The organism is Deltaproteobacteria bacterium, from assembly GCA_005879795.1.
In the GTDB taxonomy this organism is placed as follows: Bacteria; Desulfobacterota; Binatia; order DP-6; family DP-6; genus DP-6.
The window spans coordinates 1-18,442 of the sequence record VBKJ01000137.1 but is presented as its reverse complement, the minus strand read 5'-3'; the positions used below and the strand labels follow the sequence as shown (position 1 = coordinate 18,442).

The window sequence follows — 18,442 nt, the reverse complement described above, 5'->3', positions numbered from 1 at the left end:
TCTTCCTGCAACGGCGGGCATACGGGCGCCCGCGGAAGGCGAGCGCTGTGCCGCTCAGCAACCCGGGTGCCAGGCGCCGCACGAGCCGGCGAGGCACGGGATTCGGGGCCTTCGAGCGGCGATCGCAGGCCGCGACCGCGCGTCGTGCGCGTCGCTGTCCGCCGGCGGCAATTAAGTGCCGCTACCCGGCGGCTTCCGAGGAACCGTGGCGGCTACAGACCCCTGGGGACGGCCGCCGCGAGGAGCGGCGCGACGCTCGGCGCCCGCGGGAAGTCCGCGAGCGCGGCCTCGAGCCGCCCGAGCGCCGCCGCTGGCAGCGCGCGGGACGCGAGCGTCCGGAACTTCCGCTCGAGCTCGGCCGCGGTCAGGAAGCGCTCGGGGTCGCCGCGCGGATGCTCGACGCGCGCCTCGAGCGGCGGCCGGCCGCGGAGCGTGATCCGGACCCAGCAGGGCCAGGCGCGCGGGAAGACGGCGTCGAGCGCCGCGTCGGGCACGCCGACCACGCGCTCCATGAGCCCGCCGACGGCGGGGTCCGCGAGCAGCGGGGGCGCGAACTCCGCGGGCGAGGCCGCACCGCGCGCGAGCGCCACCGCGATGCCGAAGGGCAGGCTGAACTGCGCCTCCACCACCGAGGCCGCACGGCGCTTCGCCGCCGCCGGCTCGCACACGATCGGCATGCCGGCGGCGAGCATGCCGACCTCGACCCGCTCGACCTCCCCGGGCTCGATCGGGTGCGCGGCGCGGAGCGCCAGGACCGCGTCGATCGGTCCCTGCATGTAGCGGCAGCAGGCGTGCGGCTTGACGCTGGTCTGCATGAGCTCGTAGCGGTCGCGGCTGGCGAGCGGCGCGGTCGTGGCGCCATCCGAGTAGGCATGGAGGAATCCGAAGCGGCCCTCGAGGATGGTGGCCGGTCCCGAGAAGCCCGCCTGCGCCAGCGCCGCGGCGTGCAGGCCCGCGCACGCCGCCCAGCCGGTCTGGAAGCGCTTGGTCCACGAGCCGTCGGCGAGGAACTCCATCGAGCCGGCGGCCTGGCTGCCGGCGATGCCGAGCGCGGCGGTGATCGCCGCCGCGTCGAGCCCGAGCACGGCCCCCGCGGCGGCGGCGGCGCCGAACGCGCCGCAGGTGGCGGTCAGGTGGAAACCGCGCCGGTAGTGTGCCGCCGGGCCGAGCGCCATCGCGAGGCGGGCGGCGACGTCGTAGCCCGCCACCGCGGCCCGCAGCACCCGCTCGCCGCTCGCGCCGCCCAGCTCGGCCGCGGCGAGCGCCGCGGGGAAGACGGTCGCGCCCAGGTGGATGGATCCGCCCTGGTGCGTGTCGTCCATCTCGAGGGCATGCGCCGCCGCGCCGTTGGCGAGCGCGGCGTGCGGCGCGGGGAGATGCTCGGCGGCGCCGAGCACGGTCGCCGTGCCGCGGAGCCCGAGCGCCGCGAGCCCGCGGCGCAGGACGACGCTCGACTCCTCGCGCGCGCCGCCGAGCGCGACTCCGAGGTGGTCGCGCAGCAGGTCGAGCGCGCGCGCGAGGACGTCCGGGGGCAGCGCTCCGTCGCGCATCTCGACGACCTCGTGTCCGACCTGCTCGGCGAGTGTCACGGCGGCGTCTCCCGCGCGGCGGCCACGTGACGCTGCCAGGCGGCGAAACGCTCCTCGCGCTCCGCCGGGGCCAGGCTCGGAGCGAAGAGCCGCTCGCGCCGCCAGCACGCGCGAAGCTCGTCCGTCCCCGTCCACACGCCCGTGGCGAGTCCCGCCAGGTAGGCGGCGCCGAGCGCGCCTGCCTCGAGAACGGCGGGGCGCTCGACGGGGAGGCCGAGGGCGTCGGCCTGGAGCTGGAGGAGGATGTCGTTCTTCGCCGCGCCCCCGTCGGCGCGCAGCGTGGCCGGGGGCGGGTGGGCGACGTCGGCGCGCAGCGCGTCGTACACCTCCCGGCAGCGCCAGGCGATGCCCTCGAGCACGGCGCGCGCGAGGTGAGCCCGCGTCGTCGCGCGCGAGAGCCCGCCCACCACGGCGCGCGCACTCGCGTCCATGTACGGCGTGCCGAGCCCCTGGAAGGCGGGCACCGCCCACACCCCGCCACTGTCCGCGACGCTCGCGGCGAGCGCCGCGCTCTCCGCCGGATCGCGGATGATGCCGAGGCCGTCGCGCAGCCAGGTGATCGCGGCGCCGGCCGTGATGGCGGTGCCCTCGAGGCAGAAGGTGGGCAGGCCGCCCTGTTGCCAGAGCACGAGCGGGTAGGCGCCGCGCGTCGACCAGAGCGGCTCGGCGCCGGCATTCAGATCGAGCATCGCGGCGGTGCCGCAGGTGATCTTCACCTCGCCCGGGGCGAGGCGGAGCTGCCCCATCATCGCCGCCTGCTGGTCGCCGACCAGCGCCGCGAGCGGGATCGGCGGCAGGCCGGGCGTGTCGAGCCGTCCCAGCACCGCGCTCGAGTCGACGATCGCGGGCAGCGCCGGCGCCGGGACGCGGAGCGCCTCGAGGATCGGCGCGCTCCAGCCGAGCGTGAGGAGGTCGTAGAAGCCGCTGCACGACGCGTTGGACGCGTCGGTGGCGAAGACGCGCCCGGCGGTGAGGCGCCAGGCGAGCCACGCGTCCACGGTGCCGCAGCGGAGCCGCCCGCTGCGCACGCCGGCACGATCCGGGTCGACGCGATCGAGGATCCACTCGATCTTGGTCGCCGCGGCGAGCGGGCTCACGAACACTCCGTCGGCCATGAGCGCCCGGCAGCGCGCGGCGGTGCGGCCGTCCTGCCAGGATAGCGCCGGCGCGACCGCGCGCCCCGTCGCCGCCTCCCATACGAGCGCCGTGCCGCGCTGGGTGGCGATGCCGAGCCCGCACACTCGCTCCGCGGGTGCCGGGGCGACGACGGCGCCGAGGACCGCGAGCGTGGCGCGCCAGAGCGCTTCGGGCTCGTGCTCGACACGGCCTGGCGCCGGGCAGGCCGGCAGCACCTCGCGGTAGGCCTCGGCCCGGGGCGTGCCCGTCGCATCGACGAGGACCGCCCGCACCCCGCTCGTGCCCTCGTCGAGCGCCACCACGAGCGCTGGCGCGGCCTCTTGACGCATCGGCACCGGTTCTATTGCAATGACCCCCCGCCGGCAAAGCCGCCGGCAAGGAGAGAGTCGCCATGCTGGTCAAGATGCGACGCGACGCGACCCGCGACGAGGTCGCGGCCGTCGAGGACAAGCTCCACGGCCTCGGCTTCAAGACCGGCAAGATGGTCGGGGAGGAGATCACGCTGGTCGGGGTGTACGGCGACATCTCGACGCTCCCCGTGGGGGAGATCGAGGAGCTCCCCGGCGTCGAGCAGCTGATCCCCATCTCGCGCGCCTACAAGCGCGCGGCGCAGAAGGGTGCGCCCGACCGCCCGATCTACCAGACGGTCAGGATCGGTGACGTGGTGTGCGGGGGCGACGAGCTGGTCTTCATCTCGGGCCCGTGCTCGGTCGAGAGCGAGGCGCAGATCACGGAGGCCGCCCGCCTGGTGAAGGAGGCGGGCGGGAACGCGCTGCGCGGCGGCGTGGTCAAGTACCGCTCGAGCCCGTACAGCGGCTGGGAGGGGCTCGGCGCCTCGGACGCCGAGTCGCTGAAGCGCGGGCTCCGTCTCATCGTCAAGGCCGGGCGCGAGTTCGGGCTCCCGACCGTGGTCGAGATCCTCGACCCGGCCGACGTGCCCGTCTACGAGGACGCGGGCGTCGACTGCATCCAGATCGGTGAGCCGAACAGCAAGAACCAGGCGCTGCTGAACCGTCTGCGCACGACGCCGCTGCCGGTCATCCACAAGCGCGGCAACTCGCTGGACACGGAGGCCTACCTCCTCTGGGTCGAGCGCATCATGACCGGCGGCAAGGAGAACGTGATCCTCTGCGAGCGCGGTATCACGAGCGCCAACCGCTACACGCGGAACACCCTCGACTGCGGTTCGATCGCCGCCTTCCGCTACCAGCTCTCGGGCCTCCCGGTCGCCGTCGATGCCTCGCACGGGACCGGCATTCGTGACCTCGTCCACCCCGCGACGCTCGCCGGCATCATGGCGGGCGCCGCGGTCGTCCTGGTCGAAGCGCACCCGAACCCGCTCATCGCCAAGTCCGACGGCTTCCAGGGCCTCTTCCCGGAGCAGCTCCGCGCCCTCGTGCGCGCGGCGCGCGAGACGTGGCGGCTCCGGCGCGAGCTCGACCGCAGCTACCTCGCGTCGGCGGCCGTCGAGAAGGGCTACCTGGCGCGCATGGAAGCGGACAAGCGGCGGTTGTTTCTTGGGGCGGGGCCGCCTCATGGAAAATCGCCCGGTTAGCTCGCCCGCCCCGCCGTTTTTGTTGCCGCAGGTCGTGGTCGGGCGTTGGATCGACTCCTACTCGCCGCATCACGCTTCCCCACCACGCACTTGATCCGGGTCGCGTGCTGTCAGAGGGGGTGGCTGCCGGGCTTGTGTTTGGCAGCCCAGCGGCGGAGCCAGTTGACGTCCCGCGCGTACAGGTCCTTGCCCCTGGTGTAGCGCCTCGCCTCCGCCAGCGCCTCGTCGATCGACCAGCCATCGATGGCGTATCGCGCCAGGGCAGCCATGAGCCCCGTGCGGTATCTCCCTTCCTTGCAGTGGATGTGGACGGGCCAGTGCTGCGGGTCTTGGACGAAGGCGAGGAACGTCTCCGCCTCGGCGTCCGTGGGGGGCTCCTTTTCCTCGAACGGCAGCGACAGGTAGTGCTCGAACCTGGCCCGTTCGGACGCCTCCTTGTCCTCCGGGAGGAAGTGGAAGTTGACGACGGACCGGACGCCATGAGTGCGGAGCCAGGTCCATCCGGCCTCATCCCTGGGCTCACCGGAGCGCGTGAGCCTCTCCTTCCAGATCACCCCGTAGCTCGGAATGGACGGAGGCGCCTCCCCTCGGGGAGCACCCGTCACGACTCTTCGCGCGAGCCCTTCTCCTCCGCGCCCGCCGCGCTCGATCTTCGTCTGCGGCGTCAGCATCACGGTCACCCCGAGCACCGCAAAGCTCGTGCTCCCGGAATCCACCTGCTGGACCGGTCCTTCGAGCGTGACGTCCCGCGCCTTCTCGGGCTTCTCGGGCCTGATCCTGAGCTTCGAGGCGACGAGCGTCGCGTCGCCGCGGAACGTCCCCCTCGCGGAGACCCGCCGGCCGGGCCGTATCGCCGAGAACGGGAGGCACTCCTGGCTCTCCCCCCGGAGCACCGTCGCGTCCGATGCGACGATCTTGATGCCGAGCGCCGTCAGCGTCTTTGCCTCCGGGTCCACGGTCTCGATGACCGCCTTCAGACCGTCCTCGCCCTCGGCGCCCGCCACGATTTCGACCCCCTCCGCCACGACCGTCCTGGGTCTCGTCATCGTGGCCTCCAGCCTGACCCGGACGCCGGCGTGGATATCCCGTGGCACGGCGGCGGGCGTCGGCGGCGCGGCCGCCAGCGGCGCGGCCACCAGCGCGCCCACCAGAGCCGCGATGCATGCGTTCGCCTTCAGAGTGCGGCTTCGCGGCCGGCGCTGCGCGCCGCCATGGCGGCGGAGAGGCGGCGGACGACCTCCCCCACCCCGCCTGCATCTTCGTAGTGAGGGCAGTAGCAGGAGTCCCCTCCATCTCGCGCTCGGAGAGCGCGAGGGTCCGCTGCGAGGCCCGTAGCATGCAGGAACGGTGCCCGCCAGCCGCCTAGAGAACTCGGGGGCTCGCGGCGCCTGCCGGTGACGGTCTGTCTCGACAATGAGGCGGGAGGTCACAATGTGGCGATTCGCCTCACCACCTGCCGCCTTGCGGCCCGGGCTCGCTTTGGCAGGCCGATCACCTGCCGGCGCTCCTGCTCTCGTTGCACCGAGGCGGGTCCCCCGTCACTCCGGGATGACCCGGGTGACGAGTTGCGCGAGTGAGCTCGAGGGGAGAAACTCGCCTCTGGTAGCCACGAGGACCCACCTGAGTTCGGAGCCGACCGGACAGAGTCCGTGCGTCTCGGCAAAGCCGCGCTCCTTTCCCTTCTGTGCGCCGTATCGGTTGCGGTCGAAGCCTCGCCCGGCGCGGCCCGAGGAGATTCGAACGACCAAAAGTGCCGGCGAGCTTGCGTCAGGGAGAGGGCAAGCTGCGCTGCGCAGGTTCAGGATGAGCGATTCGGCGCGAGAGGCGCCTGCCGACGGACGGCTCGCCAAGGTCTGAAGAGCTGCGGGAGGAGCCGCCGTTGTCGCAAGGGGGCCCGCCGCCAGAAGCGTCTCTGCATCGAGGCTGCGGATCGAGCGTCCCGGGACGGCAGGCTGCGCTGTGAGGATGGCGCCCGCTCCTGCCGCACGTGCTGTGAGGAGGGGAAGTCGGCTCTGGACTGTCTGGCCCCCCCGACCACGACGACCTCGACCACGAGCACGACGACGACCACCCGGACGCCCACCACGACCAGCACGTCCCCCACGACCAGCACCAGCACCACGACCACGACCCTCGCCCCGCCGGGCGGCTTCTTCCCGCGCGGCATGTACGAGACTACCCACGGCGTGCACGACGCGCTCTTCCAGTCGCTCGGCTTCAACGCCGTCAACTCGGTGGCGAGCAAGAGCGCGCTCGACAGCGTGGCCGCGCTCGGGATGCAGGCGATGGTCTGGGTGGGCGACTACGACGGGGACACCTGCGCGTTCACGAGCTCCGACTCGGCGATCGCGGCCGCGGTCGACGCCATCAAGGGACCTCCGGCGGTCCTCGGCTACTACGTGGCCGACGAGCCGGAGCAGGCGCACCAGAACTGCCCCGACCTGACGCAGCAACTCAAGGCGCGCTCGGACCTTATCAGGCTGCACGATCCGGCCAAGCCGACCTACATCGTCGTCTCGAACTCGGCCTACGTGCCCGGCGGCACGATCGAGTGGTATCCGTACCACTACTTCGTCGGGACGGCGGACATCATCGGCCTGGACATCTATCCCTGCCGTCAACCGGCGAGCTCGCCCTGTGACTTCGCCGACATCGACCGGGCCATCGCCGCGGCCAGCAGCCAGGGTGTCCCGCACTACTATGCCGTCATTCAGGACTTCGAAGACTCCACCTGGCGCCGTCCGAGCCCCGACGAGCTGAAGACCGAGTTCGATCACTGGGCGAGCTCTCGCATGGAGGGCTCCTTCATCTTCAGTTGGGACTGGCAGGGGAACTCGCTCGATGGCAACACGGCCCACTACGACGTCTTCAAATTCGAGAACGCGCGGGTCTTCGGCAGCACGGATGGGGCAGGGTCCCCACGAAGGGCGGAATGACCGAACCCGCACCCATCGGACCCTGGCGCCCCACTCCCCGGTCTCTCCGGCCCGTCGCTCGAAAGCGTCAGCTGGCCGCGAACCGCGCGGGGGCGAGCGCCCGCGCGTCGAACCGCTCGGTCTTCCCGTCCACGATCAGGTCGGCGGCGATCGGCCCGAGCGCGCCGCTCGTCTCGATGCCGGCGCCACCCTGGCCCGCGAGCCAGAAGAAGCCGCGCACGCGCGGGTCCTCGCCCACCACGGGGATGCGGTCGGGGGCGAAGGTGCGCAGCCCCGACCACTTGCGGCGCAGCGTCTGGGGCACGAGCGACGGCGCGAGCCCGGCCAGCCGCGCGAGGCCCCGCGCGATCACCTCGTCGTCGGGCCGCGCGTCACACGGCTCCATCGGGTCCTCGTCCATCGGGCTCAGCAGCAGGCCGCCCGACTCGGGCGCGAAGTAGAGGCGGTCGTCGTCGCTGTGCACCATCGGCCAGCCGCGCACGTCGACCGGCGCGGCGAAGGTCACGATCGTACGCCGGTGGGGCACGATCGGGATGGGCGCCGCGCCGGCGAGAGCGGCGAGCTTCCCTGCCCAGGCGCCGGCGGCGCTCACCACCCAGCGCGCGTGGATCTCGCCCCCCGCCGTCACCACACCGACGCATCGCCCCGCCTCGACCCGCACGGCGCACACCTCGACGCCGAAGCGCTGCTCGGCGCCGCGCCGCTTCGCGTGGCCGAGGTAGCCCCAGAGGAGTGCGTGCACGTCGATGTGGCCGTCGTCGGGAAGGAGTGCCGCGCCCGCGAAGCGGTCGGCGAGGAGGGCGGGCACGCGCGCGATCGCCTCGGCGGGCGAGAGAAGCATGAGCCGTGTTCCCAGCTGCTCGATCGCCGGCGCCGCTGCGCGGATCGCGTCCCACGTCTTCTCCTTGAAGAGGACCATGACCCCCGAGCGCACGAGGAGCGGGGTCTCCGCGAAGCCGGCGGGCGGCTGGCGAAGGAAATGGCCGCCCATGACCTTGAGGGCGTGGAGGGTCGTGATCGGATCCAGCTCCGCCAGCGTCGCCGCACTGCGCCCCGTGGCGTGGTAGCCGGCCTGCGGCTCGCGCTCGAGGAGGAGGACGTCGGTCACGCCCCGCTCGGCGAGGAAGTAGGCCAGCGAGGCGCCGGCGATGCCGCCGCCGACGATGATCACCTCGAAGCGGCGGCCGGCGGTCACGTTCGCCTGCTCACCACCCCTCATCCGGGTCGGGCCACGGGACTCGACGCCATCGACGCCACGATACCAGGGCGCGGGCGGGACGTGAAACCCGGGGCGCCTACACGTGCGTGAGCAGCACCCCCGGGTTCATGATCCCGCTCGGATCGAGGGCGCGCTTGAGCGCGCGCAGGAGCGGGTACGCGCTCCCGAGCTCCCGCTCCAGCCACGGCGCGCGCAGCCGTCCGATGCCGTGGTGGTGCGAGATCGTGCCGCCCGCGGCGACCGTGGCGCCGAGCGCGCGCCCCCACGCCTCCAGGTAGGCCGCCTCGGCGTCCGCGAACGGCTCCGGCTTCATGACGAAGGTGAAGTAGATGTTCGTCCCCTGCGGGTAGCCGTGCGAGCTGTGCCCGCTCGCGACGATGACGCCCCGCGCGCCGGCGAGCGCCGCGACCACGGTCTCGTAGACGGTCCCGATCCGGTCCCAGGTCGCCGCCACCTCGATCGTGTCGGCCAGCATCTCACGGTCCAGGAAGAAGTCCCACGAAGGCACCTTGTTCCGCGCCTCGAGCCAGTGCGCCACCGGCCCGGTCCCGACCGCCTTGCCGCCGGCCGTCGCCGCCTCGCTGGCGCACGCCCCGCTCTCGGCCTGGACGAGCGCGCCGGGGCCCTCCGAGACCACGAGGAGCAGGCAAGTGTCCGCCGGCGCCCAGGCGGAGAACTGGCGCTCCGTCTCCATCTGGTCGTAGGCGCGCAGCACGGCCGGCCGCCACCCGACGCGGAGCACGCGGCGCACGGTGTCGAGCGCGGCCCCCATGCTCGGGAAGGCGAAGCTCGCGAGCGCACGGACCTCGGGCAGCGGGTGCACGCGCAGCGCGACCTCGGTGACCACGCCGAGCGCTCCCTCGCTGCCGAGGAAGAGCTCGCGCAGGTTCGGGCCGACCGACGCGCGCGGCACCACGGGCTCCGTGCGCACCACCTCGCCGGTCGGTAGCACCGCCTCGAGGCCGAGGCAGAGATCCTCGATGTTGCCGTAGCGGGTGGAGAACTGCCCCGCGGCCCGCGTCGCGACCCAGCCGCCCACCGTCGAGCGGTCGATCGACTGCGGGTAGTGCCCGCTGGTGTAACCGCGCGCGCCGATGGCTGCCTCGTACGCGCCGCCCAGCATCCCGGCCTCGGCGCGGGCGTAGAGTGCGGGCTCGTTCAGCTCGAGGAGGCGGCTCATGGCGGTCAGGTCGACGACGAGCGATCCCGCCGGCGGTGTCGCGCCGCCGACCACGCCGGAGCCCGCACCGTAGGGGACGACGGGGACGCCGTGGCGCTTCGCCAGGCGGATGGCGCTCGCCACCTCGGCCGTGCTCCGCGGCTTCACCACGCAGGCGGGCCCGCCGGCCAGGCGGCCCTGGCGCGCGCGCAGGTGCGCCAGGATCCAGTAGTCGGTGCGGTGCGCGGCGAGCGTCGCCGCGTCCTCGGCCACGCGATCGCGCCCCAGCTCGCGGGCGAGGGCCTCGCCGATCTCGCTCATGCGAACCCCCTCGAGCTCGCCGCCAGGGCGCGGTAGCCCTCGAGCTCCGCCGCCGTGCGCGCCCGGTCCCAGCCGAGGCGCGCGGCAGCCATGTCCGCGACCGCCGCGGCGCACGCGAGCCCCTGCCCGGGATCGAAGAGGAGGAGGCGCGTGCGCCGCTCGAGGAGGTCCTCGAGCGTCAGCGCCATCTCCTCGTCGAGGGCGTGGGCGACCTCCGCGCGCAGGATGCCGCCGGGCAGCACCTCGCCGGCCGCCGGCTCGGCCCGGCCGCGGGCGACGATGCGCTCGGCGCCCGCGCCGTAGAGCGCGACCAGGCGCTCCGCCCCGCCCGGCGCGAGCTGCGGGAGCCCCGCGCGCACCCGATCGACCAGGTGCGGCAGCTCCTCCGGAGCGAGCGCGCCGGCCGGCAGCGGCACGCTCGCGGTGCGGCAGGCGCCGGCCGCCCGTCCGAGGCGCTCGACGACCAGGTCGACGACCCGCTCCGCCATGCGGCGGTGGGTGGTGAGCTTGCCGCCGGCGATCGAGACCAGGCCGGTGTCGCTCACCATGATCTCGTCTTTTCGCGATATCTCCCATGCGCGCTTGCCCTCCTCGTGGAGCAGCGGCCGGAGCCCGGCCCACGCCCCCACCACGTCCGTGCGCGCGAGCGGGGGCCCGGCGAAGGTGCGGTTGGCGGCCTCGAGCAGGTAGTCCGCGTCCTCGCCCGTCACCGCGGGATGGTCGGTGGGCGGGCCGTGGTCGGTGTCGGTCGTGCCGAGGTAGGTGACGCCTTCGCGCGGCACGGCGAAGACCGCGCGGCGGTCGCGGGCCTGCATGACGACGATGTGGCGCACCGGGAGCCGCCCGTGCGGCACGACCAGATGGATGCCCTTGGTGAGGTGGAGCCTCGGCCCCGCGAGCGCGCCCGCGCGCCGCCGCACCTCGTCCACCCACGGGCCGGCGGCGTTCACGACGATCCGGCTGCGCGCACGAGTGCTCCGGCCCGTGAGCGTGTCGCGCAGGGCGACCTCGCCGTCCGCGATCCCGGTCGCCTCGACGTGGTTCACGCAGCGCGCGCCCGCGACGTGCGCGCCGAGCACGGTCTCGAGCACGAGGCGCGCGTCACAGGTCTGGTACTCGAGGAAGGTGGCGGCGCCGTGGAGGCGCGTGCCGTCGAGCGTCGGCTCCCGCTCGAGGACCTCCTCGCGGCTCCACATCGCGTGCCGCTCTTCGGGCGCGACGGTGGCGATGTGCTCGAAGGTCCAGAGACCGAGGCCGAGCTTCGCGTGCCCCGCGCGGCCGTAGGTCGGCATGAGCAGGCGGACGGGGAGCGCCAGGTGGGGCGCCAGGCGGCGCAGCACGCTGCGCTCCCTCGCCGCCTCGCGCACCAGGCCGAGGTCGCCCTGCTCGAGGTAGCGCACGCCGCCGTGGATGAGCTTCGAGCTCCGGCTCGAGGTGCCGGCGGCCCAGTCGAGGCGCTCGACGAGCGCCACCCGGAGACCGCGCAGCGCCGCGTCACGCGCCACGCCGGCGCCCGTGATGCCGCCGCCGATGACCAGGAGATCGAGCGCCGTGCCGGGGAGGGCGGCGAGCATCGCCTCGCGCGTCTCGGCGGAGAACGGCGAGGCCATCGCGGCGCGATCAGCGGGCCGCGCGCAGCTCGGCGAGCGTCGCCTGTGCCTCGGCGATCTTGTCGGCGCGGCCCTGCTCGCGCGCGATCTGGAGCGCGCGGGTGGCGAAGGCGAGCGCCTCGTCGCGGTCGCCCCGCGCCTCGCACACGTTGGCGAGCGCGAGACGCGAGCTGACCGCGCTCGGGTCGCGCAGGATCACCTGGCGGAGCATCGCCTCGCCCCTCACGGCGTCGCCACCGAGCAGGCGCGGGAGGCGGACGAGGAGCGTGCCCTTGGCGGCCATCGCATCGACGTGATTCGGATCGAGCTCGAGCGTGCGGTTGACCTCCGCCATCAGGCGGCGGAGCTGGAAGACCTGGGAGAGGGTCTCGCCGTCGAGGCGCATGAGCTCGCCCAGGTTGCAGAAGAGGGCGAAGTGCGCGTCGGCGCTCGTGTCGTTGAGCGCGACGGCGCGCTCGGCGAGCGCCTGGCCGCGGTCGAAGTGATCCTTCCGCACCTGCCGATCGGTCGCGCGGCGGCCGGTCTCGCACTCGGCGCGCGCGCGGGCGGCGAGGCCCGCGACCGGATCGTCCCAGGCGCGGGCCGGGGTCGCCAGGCTCCAGCAGGCGAGTGCCATGAGGACCTGACTGGCGCGGAAAGAGCGCATGAAAGCAGGGACCATGCCCATTGGGCCGCCCGAAGTCAACTCTTCGCGGCCGTTGGGAGCGCCTCCGTCCTGCGACGCAATCGTACCGCCGGGTGTGCGTTTTTGACCATCCGGCCGCCTTCGGGCCGGGAGGAGGATCGCCTCCACCCGGCACAGGCGTTGCAAAAGGCGCGCGATGGCGATCTTCCCCCGCAAGCCTCGCCGCCCCGGGGGGCGGAACGCGGTGCCGGAGACGTCGGCCCCGCCCGCGGCTCGGCCGCCCGCGGTGGGGGAGGCGCTGCGCGAGCGGCTGCGTGAGATCGCCGCCGACGCCGCGGCGCCCGAGGATGCGCTCGAGCCCGCGCTGCGCGCCATCCTCGAGGCGAGCCGGGCGCAGGCCGGCGCCCTCTGCCTCTTCGACCAGCGGCAGGGGCTCCTCCGTCTGGTCGCAGAGGTCGGCCTTTCCGAGGAGGGCTGCCGCCGCCTGCGCAACGCGCGCCGCACCGACCCGACGGCGTGGGACATGCCGCTCAACGGGCTCTTGAACCGCCGCGCCTACCTGATCGAGAGCGTGGCGCGGAACCGCTACGTCCCGCGCCTGGTCGAGCATGCGGCGGCGGTGCGCACCATCGCGTGTATCCCGCTGCACGCCGGACCGACGCCGGTCGGCAGCCTCGTGCTGATCGCTCTCGCGCCGCGCTCGTTCGCGGAGCGCGACGTGCGCACGCTCGAGCGCCCGCTCGGCGAGCTGGCGGCGATGATCGAGGCGGTGCGGCGCCGGGGCGGCGTCGAGCCGGTCGGCGCGCCGCGGGCGCCGGTCGCCGCTCCGGTCCCCAAGCCGGCTGCCGAGGTGACGGCGCTCGTGGCCGACCGCGAGCAGCTGCGCGGCGAGGTGGCGGCGCGGAGCGCCGAGCGCGCCGTGCTCGCCGCCGAGCTCGCGGCGCGCAGCGGTGATACCGATCGCCTGCGCGCGGCCCTCGAGCTCGCCGCGGCCGACCGGACGCGGCTGGCCGCTGATTTCGAGCAGGCGAAGCGGGACGCGGAGCGCGCCGAGACGCTCGCCGCCGCGCTGGCGGGCGCCGAGCGCGAGCGGGCGCGGCTGGCCGCGGCGCTCGAGACCGCGGCGGCCGAGCGCGCCGCGCGGGCGCGCGCCGAGGCGGCGCTCGAGGCGGCGCGTGCCTCGGCCGAGCGTGCGACGGCGAGCGCGATCGCCGACCTCGAGGGGGTGCGCCGGGCGGCCGCGGCGAACGAGGCGACGGCGGCGGCGCGCGCCGCGGAGCGGGCGGCCGAGGTCGAGCGCCTGCGCACGCGGGCGGAGGAGGCCGAGGAGGCCGTGGCTGGCGCCCGCGCCCAGCTCCGCGAGCGGGAGCAGGGACACGCGGCGCTCGCGAGCGAGCTCCGCGCGGCGGCGGCGCGCGAGCAGCGCCTGCGCGAGGAGCTCGAGACGGCGGGCGGGCGCGAGCGGTTGCAGGGCGAGGAGGCCGTGCACGAGGCGCGCGAGCGTGCGCGGAGGGCGGAGGACGCGCTGGCGGCGGCGACGGCCGAGGTCGAGATGCTGGGCGGGGCGCTCGGCTCGGCGCGCGCGATCACGGGCGCGCTCGAGGACGAGGCGGCGCGCGCGAACGCGGAGATCGAGCGCCTGGTGGCGGCCGGACGGGCCGCGAGCGCCGAGCAGGACCGGCTCGAGATCGCCCTCGGCGAGGGACGGGCGCGCGAGCTGGCGGCCACCGCGCGCCTGGGCGAGTTGACGCGCGAGGCGGAGCGCTTGCGCGAGGAGGCGGGGCGGACGACCAGCGCGGGCCGCGAGCGGGACGCCGACATGGCCACGCTCGCCGCACGCCTCGAGTCGCTCGCCGCCGAGCGCGACCGCCTGCGCGAGTCGCTGTCGGCGACGGAGGCGGAGCGCGATCGTCTGGCCGCCGACGCGGCCGCGGCCTCGGGCGCCGACGCCCACCTGCGCGAGGCGCTCGCCCGCGAGCGGGAGGAGCGGGCGCAGCTCACGAGCGCGCTCGGCTCGGCACAGGCGGCGCTCGGCGAGCTCGAGGCCAGCCTCGCGCGGCGCGCCACGGAGGTGAAGGCCCAGGCGGCCGAGCTCGAGCGGCTGCGCGCAGAGGGGGATCGGCTGAAGGCCCCGCCCGCCGCGGCGCCGCCCCCGGCCCCACTTCCGCCCGCAAGCGAGCCGGTGCGGGTGGTGACGGTGACGGCGCCGGCCGCGGCGCGGCCGCGCGTGCGCGAGATGGAGACCGGACGGCGGCCGATCCTCGTGGTCGACGTCGCGGACAGCTGGAGAGAGAGGGCCCTCGACGAGCATCACGTGGAGGTGATGCCGCCGGCGGACGACCTGGCCGAGCAGCTCGCGGAGCTCTCGCCGGCGCGGATCGTCGTGAACCTGCTCGCGCCCGGTGCGCTCGGCGCGGTCGCCGCGGCGCGCGCGGCGGGTTACGGGGCGCGCTTCTGGGGCTGTCTGGCGGATCCCGGCGCCGACCGCGCGCTCATGCTCGGCATGATCGAGGCGGTCGGGAGCCCGATCGATCCCGACGAGGTGGTGGCGACGCTCGCGCGCTACGCCGTGCGCGGCACGCGGGTGGTCACGGCGGGCGCCGAGGTGGATGCGCTCATGAGCCTCCGTCAGGCGCTCGCGCGCGGGGGCCTCTCGGTGTCGATGGCCTGGGACGCGAAGCAGGCTGGCGACCTCCTCCAGGTGGTGCGACCGGAGGTGGTGGTGGTGGATCTGGCCCTGCCCCGCCGCGACGGCTACGGGATCGTGGCGCGGCTCGCCGCGCTCGACCCGCCGCCGAGCGTGATCCTCGTGCCCGGCCCCGACGACGCCGCGGCCGCCTTCGCTGCCGCGCTCGCCGACCCCGTGCACGCCGGGGGCGCGTTGCGGCTCGGGCAGCTGCTCGCGGCCGTGCTCACGCGCAGCGAGGCGCCGCCCGTCGAGCGCCGGCACAAGATCCGCGTCGTCGGCCGCAAGTAGGCGCGAAGTTTGACACTCCCGGCACGGAAGCCGTAGCCTTCGTGCGATGCTCCGGCCGCTTCCCGGCTCCGAGCCAGCGCGGGTGCTCGGGCTCCTCGACGCCTTCCAGGCGGCCGAGTGGGCGGGCGCCGAGGCGATCGGGCGCTGGATCGTCGCCTGCGCGGACGTGCGCCTCCGCGGCGGGCTGCGTGTCATCCGCGCGCGGGATCGGCGGCACGCCGCCCTCGCCGAGGCGCGCCTGCGCTCGCTCGGCGGCGTTCCCGGCGCGCGGCCGAGTCGCGATCTGGCCGCGCTGTGCGGCGTGGTCGCCGATCCGGGCGTCTCCGACCGCTCGAAGCTGGCCCTCCTCCTCGGACGCCTGCCTGCGGGCGAGGACGCCCGACTCGGTGAGCTGGTGCGCGGGGCGCAGGGCGACGCCGAGACCCAGGCGCTCCTCGAAACGATCGTCGACGACGAGCGGGCGAGCCTCCGCTGGCTGAGGCGCATGCGCGACGCGCTCGAGCGGGAAGGGGCGTGAAGCCGTGAGCGCTCCCGAGCCCGAGCGCGAGTGGGTGATCCGCTTCCTCGACGACCTGCGGGCGGCCGAGGCGGCCTCGGCCGAGGTGCTGGCGGCGTGGATCGCCGTCTGCGCCCTCGACGGCCTCCGCGGCGGGCTGCGCGTCATCGCGGAGCGGGAGGCCGCCCACGCCGAGCTTCTGGCCGAGCGCCTGGGCGAGATGGGCGTTCGGCCGAGCGCGCAGCTCGCCGAGCCCGTGCGCGCCGCCGCCGTCGAGCGCTTCGGCTCGGCGCAGGTCTCCGACGAGCAGAAGCTCGCGCTCTTCCTCGCTCGCTACCCCGACGACGCAGCCGCGACCCGGCCGATAGCCGACGTGCTCGAGCGGCTCGACCAGGACCTCGAGACGCGCGAGATCCTCCGCCTCGTGGCCGAGGGCGAGACGGCGACCGTCGCCTGGCTGCGCGCGTATCACGCCGGCCTCGTCCGACCCGCGCTCGCGCCGCGCGGGTAGTGGCGGCGCGGCGCGCCCGCTACGCGCCGAGCCCCCGCAGCCAGCGCGCGGCCACCGCGACGATCTCCGTCCACACGTCGGCGTCCGTTCGTCCCGCGCGGCGCGGGACGCGGAAGGAGTGGTCGCCACCCTCGATGGTGTGGAGCGTCGCGCGCGGCAGCCGGGCGAGCACGGGGCGAAGCAGCTCCAGGTCGCAGAGGGTGTCGCGCGTGCCCTGCACGAACAGCATCGGGAGCGCCACGCCCGGGAGGTGGTCGGCGCGGAGCTGCTCCGGCCGCCCGGCAGGGTGCAGCGGATAGCCGAGGAAGAGGAGGCCGCGCGCGGGGGCGCCGGCGGCGGCGAGGTGGGAGGCGATCCGGCCGCCCAGTGACTTGCCCCCGATCGCGATCCAGGGCGGCCCGAGCGAGCGATCGGCGAGCACGGCGTCCACGACCGCACGGTAGCAGCGCTCGAGCACGGGGCGCGGGTCGGGCGCGCGCCGGCGGGCCTCCGTGTAGGGGAAGTTGAACTTGACCGCCACGAAGCCCTCGCGGGCGAGGCCGGTCTGCACGCTCGAGAGGAACGGGTTCGTCATGTCGCCGCCGGCGCCGTGCGCCAGGATCACGGCGGGCGTGCGGCCGCCGCGCCGGAAGCCCGGCGGCAGCGCGACCACCGCCGACACCGCCCCGCCCCCAGGGAGCGCGATCCGACGGCGGTGGCTGGCGAGCTTCATGGGGGAGCGCGGCGCGCCTCTATAGCACGCGGGCGCGGGGAACCTCGACTTGCCGCCCGGCTTGGGATAGCGACGGCGGCGATGGCGGCTCCGATCGTGGGGCTCACGGGCGGGATCGGCGCGGGCAAGAGCACCGTAGCGGCGATCCTGACCGAGCTCGGGGCGCGCGTCATCGACGCCGACCGGATCGGGCACGAGGTCTACCGTCCGGGCAGCGAGGGGTTCGCGCGCGTGGTCGAGGCCTTCGGCCCGGGCGTCGTCGGCGCGGACGGCGCGATCGATCGCCGCACGCTCGGCGCGCGCGTGTTCGCCGACCCGGCGGCCCGCGCGCGCCTGGGCGCGCTCGTGCACCCGCTCATCGCGGCCGAGGTCGGCCGCCGCATCGCCGCCGCGCGCGCCGAGGGGTTCGACGGGCCGCTCGTGGTCGAGGCGGCGGTCCTGCTCGAGGCCGGCTGGCGGCCGCTCGTCGATCGGGTGTGGGTGGTCTCCACCCGGCGCGAGCACGCGATCGCGCGCATCGTGGCCGCGCGCGGACTCACGCGCGAGGAGGTCGAGCGCCGCCTCGACGCGCAGTTGTCCGACGCCGAGCGGCGGCGGCAGGCCGACCTGGTGATCGAAAACGACGGTCCGCCCGCGGCCCTGCAGGCCGCGGTGGAGGACGCATGGCGCACGCTCGTCTCCTGACCCTCGGGCTCGTGCTGGCCACCGCGGGGAGCGCCCGCGCGGCGGGTCCGTGCGAAGAGGACCGGGGCCAGACGGGGCTCGCGCTCGCGGCGGCTGCGTCGAGCGGGCTCGCGGTCGCGGCGGTGGACGGCGAGTCGGCCGCGGCGGCGGCCGGCCTCCGGGTCGGCGACACGGTGGTGCAGGCGAACGGCGCGCTCGCGCCGAGCTGCGCCGAGTACGCACGCGTGGTGCGCGAGGCGCGCCGCGAGCACAAGGCCGTGCTGCTCCTCGTGCGCCGCGCCGCCGCCGAGGTCCCGCTCGCGCTCGGCCCGAGCACCTGGGAGCGCGCCCTCGCGGCGGCCGTCCCGCCGGCACCGGCCGAGGCGCCGAGCGTGCGCACGCTGGTCGCCACGCTGCCGCCCCCGCCGCTGCCCCCCGGGACGCACGTGAGCGTCGAGGAGGTGACGCGCGGACTCTCCGCGCTCGCCGGCGGCAGCCGCCTCGGCGCCTACCAGGAGGACGTCCTCCGGGTGCGCCGCCAGGTCGAGACCCTCGCTGGGCGCGAGGCGGCCCCCGCGGCGGTGCTGGGCGGGCTCCGCACCGTCCTCCGGTACTACGAGGGGGCGGCGGTCGCGTGGGCGAGCGAGGAGACCCAGCGCGAGCGCGAACGCCGTCCGCGCCACCTGCCCGCCGAGACCATGACGGCGCCCTTCTTTGCAGACTCGGAGGTGGCGGCGCTGATCGACGAGTTCCCGTTCCTGCGCGCCGCCGTGTTGCGCGATCCGGCGCCCGGGCTGGTGGGCGAGTCGGGCGGCGTCTGGCGCCCCCGCGAGGCCCGCACCCTCCTCTGGGAGGGCGGGCGCGAGGAGCTCGGCCGGCTGACCGGCTGGCTGGCGGCAGGGAATCCGTAGCGCGGGCGTGACACATGTGAC

General features: G+C 75.3%; 14 protein-coding genes and 1 pseudogene. 7 read left to right on the top strand and 8 right to left on the bottom strand.

The genetic code is table 11. The annotated features are described in order from the left end of the window. Window positions 1–212: 212 nt before the first annotated feature. Window positions 213–1,589 (bottom strand): MmgE/PrpD family protein, encoded by a 1,377-nt coding sequence (locus E6J59_09930; GenBank protein ID TMB20029.1) that lies wholly within the window; start codon window positions 1,587–1,589, stop codon window positions 213–215. Continuing rightward, entirely contained in the window at window positions 1,586–3,055 is a 1,470-nt protein-coding gene (locus E6J59_09925) for a glycerol kinase (GenBank protein ID TMB20028.1), read from the bottom strand. The genes E6J59_09930 and E6J59_09925 overlap by 4 nt, the downstream gene beginning before the upstream one ends. Before the next feature lie 62 nt (window positions 3,056–3,117). On the opposite strand from E6J59_09925, the gene E6J59_09920 reads away from it, so the two are divergent. Continuing rightward, window positions 3,118–4,281 carry a 3-deoxy-7-phosphoheptulonate synthase gene (locus tag E6J59_09920; protein ID TMB20027.1) on the top strand — a complete coding sequence of 388 codons (1,164 nt, stop codon included), beginning with the start codon at window positions 3,118–3,120 and terminating at the stop codon, window positions 4,279–4,281. 110 nt (window positions 4,282–4,391) lie between these two features. Here the strand turns inward: E6J59_09920 and E6J59_09915 are convergent, their stop codons facing one another. Next, window positions 4,392–5,327, bottom strand: coding sequence for a hypothetical protein (locus tag E6J59_09915; GenBank protein TMB20026.1), 936 nt, complete (start codon window positions 5,325–5,327; stop codon window positions 4,392–4,394). Between the two features lie 603 nt (window positions 5,328–5,930). On the opposite strand from E6J59_09915, the gene E6J59_09910 reads away from it, so the two are divergent. Then, window positions 5,931–7,217 (top strand): hypothetical protein, encoded by a 1,287-nt coding sequence (locus E6J59_09910; protein ID TMB20025.1) that lies wholly within the window; start codon window positions 5,931–5,933, stop codon window positions 7,215–7,217. A gap of 67 nt (window positions 7,218–7,284) precedes the next feature. Here the strand turns inward: E6J59_09910 and E6J59_09905 are convergent, their stop codons facing one another. The 4 genes from E6J59_09905 to E6J59_09890 form a co-directional block, all read right to left on the bottom strand. After that, window positions 7,285–8,436 (bottom strand): FAD-binding oxidoreductase, encoded by a 1,152-nt coding sequence (locus tag E6J59_09905; protein ID TMB20024.1) that lies wholly within the window; start codon window positions 8,434–8,436, stop codon window positions 7,285–7,287. A gap of 76 nt (window positions 8,437–8,512) precedes the next feature. Beyond that, complete coding sequence (locus E6J59_09900; GenBank protein ID TMB20023.1) at window positions 8,513–9,916, bottom strand: FAD-binding oxidoreductase; 1,404 nt, start codon at window positions 9,914–9,916, stop codon at window positions 8,513–8,515. Further along, entirely contained in the window at window positions 9,913–11,526 is a 1,614-nt protein-coding gene (locus E6J59_09895; protein ID TMB20022.1) for a glycerol-3-phosphate dehydrogenase/oxidase, read from the bottom strand. Before E6J59_09895 ends, E6J59_09900 begins: the two co-directional genes overlap by 4 nt. Window positions 11,527–11,536: 10 nt before the next feature. Then, window positions 11,537–12,142, bottom strand: coding sequence for a hypothetical protein (locus E6J59_09890; GenBank protein TMB20021.1), 606 nt, complete (start codon window positions 12,140–12,142; stop codon window positions 11,537–11,539). A 205-nt stretch (window positions 12,143–12,347) separates the two neighbouring features. Between E6J59_09890 and E6J59_09885 the strand changes: the two genes are divergently transcribed. Genes E6J59_09885 through E6J59_09875 form a run of 3 tightly spaced genes read left to right on the top strand, consistent with a single transcriptional unit; the run spans window position 12,348 to window position 16,135 of the window. Further along, window positions 12,348–15,128 (top strand): response regulator, encoded by a 2,781-nt coding sequence (locus E6J59_09885; GenBank protein TMB20020.1) that lies wholly within the window; start codon window positions 12,348–12,350, stop codon window positions 15,126–15,128. 46 nt (window positions 15,129–15,174) lie between these two features. Beyond that, window positions 15,175–15,645 (top strand): hypothetical protein, encoded by a 471-nt coding sequence (locus E6J59_09880; protein ID TMB20019.1) that lies wholly within the window; start codon window positions 15,175–15,177, stop codon window positions 15,643–15,645. A gap of 4 nt (window positions 15,646–15,649) precedes the next feature. After that, on the top strand, window positions 15,650–16,135 hold the full coding sequence (locus tag E6J59_09875) for a hypothetical protein (protein ID TMB20018.1): 486 nt from the start codon (window positions 15,650–15,652) through the stop codon (window positions 16,133–16,135). A gap of 82 nt (window positions 16,136–16,217) precedes the next feature. Here the strand turns inward: E6J59_09875 and E6J59_09870 are convergent. Next, window positions 16,218–16,847 (bottom strand): annotated as a pseudogene (locus E6J59_09870) (hypothetical protein). 81 nt (window positions 16,848–16,928) lie between these two features. On the opposite strand from E6J59_09870, the gene E6J59_09865 reads away from it, so the two are divergent. Further along, the gene (locus tag E6J59_09865) at window positions 16,929–17,531 is read left to right on the top strand and encodes a dephospho-CoA kinase (GenBank protein ID TMB20017.1); all 603 of its coding nucleotides are present in this window, start codon (window positions 16,929–16,931) and stop codon (window positions 17,529–17,531) included. Next, the gene (locus E6J59_09860; protein TMB20016.1) at window positions 17,510–18,421 is read left to right on the top strand and encodes a hypothetical protein; all 912 of its coding nucleotides are present in this window, start codon (window positions 17,510–17,512) and stop codon (window positions 18,419–18,421) included. Before E6J59_09865 ends, E6J59_09860 begins: the two co-directional genes overlap by 22 nt. Window positions 18,422–18,442 lie beyond the last annotated feature (21 nt).

What these genes read in the sequence shown, in the direction of transcription:
- E6J59_09925 (TMB20028.1), bottom strand. Translation starts at nt 3,055, where the DNA reads ATGCGTCAAGAGGCCGCGCCAGCGCTCGTGGTGGCGCTCGACGAGGGC.
- E6J59_09890 (TMB20021.1), bottom strand. Translation starts at nt 12,142, where the DNA reads ATGGCACTCGCCTGCTGGAGCCTGGCGACCCCGGCCCGCGCCTGGGAC.
- E6J59_09895 (TMB20022.1), bottom strand. Translation starts at nt 11,526, where the DNA reads ATGGCCTCGCCGTTCTCCGCCGAGACGCGCGAGGCGATGCTCGCCGCC.
- E6J59_09880 (TMB20019.1), top strand. Translation starts at nt 15,175, where the DNA reads ATGCTCCGGCCGCTTCCCGGCTCCGAGCCAGCGCGGGTGCTCGGGCTC.
- E6J59_09885 (TMB20020.1), top strand. Translation starts at nt 12,348, where the DNA reads ATGGCGATCTTCCCCCGCAAGCCTCGCCGCCCCGGGGGGCGGAACGCG.
- E6J59_09860 (TMB20016.1), top strand. Translation starts at nt 17,510, where the DNA reads ATGGCGCACGCTCGTCTCCTGACCCTCGGGCTCGTGCTGGCCACCGCG.
- E6J59_09905 (TMB20024.1), bottom strand. Translation starts at nt 8,436, where the DNA reads ATGAGGGGTGGTGAGCAGGCGAACGTGACCGCCGGCCGCCGCTTCGAG.
- E6J59_09900 (TMB20023.1), bottom strand. Translation starts at nt 9,916, where the DNA reads ATGAGCGAGATCGGCGAGGCCCTCGCCCGCGAGCTGGGGCGCGATCGC.
- E6J59_09865 (TMB20017.1), top strand. Translation starts at nt 16,929, where the DNA reads ATGGCGGCTCCGATCGTGGGGCTCACGGGCGGGATCGGCGCGGGCAAG.
- E6J59_09920 (TMB20027.1), top strand. Translation starts at nt 3,118, where the DNA reads ATGCTGGTCAAGATGCGACGCGACGCGACCCGCGACGAGGTCGCGGCC.
- E6J59_09915 (TMB20026.1), bottom strand. Translation starts at nt 5,327, where the DNA reads ATGACGAGACCCAGGACGGTCGTGGCGGAGGGGGTCGAAATCGTGGCG.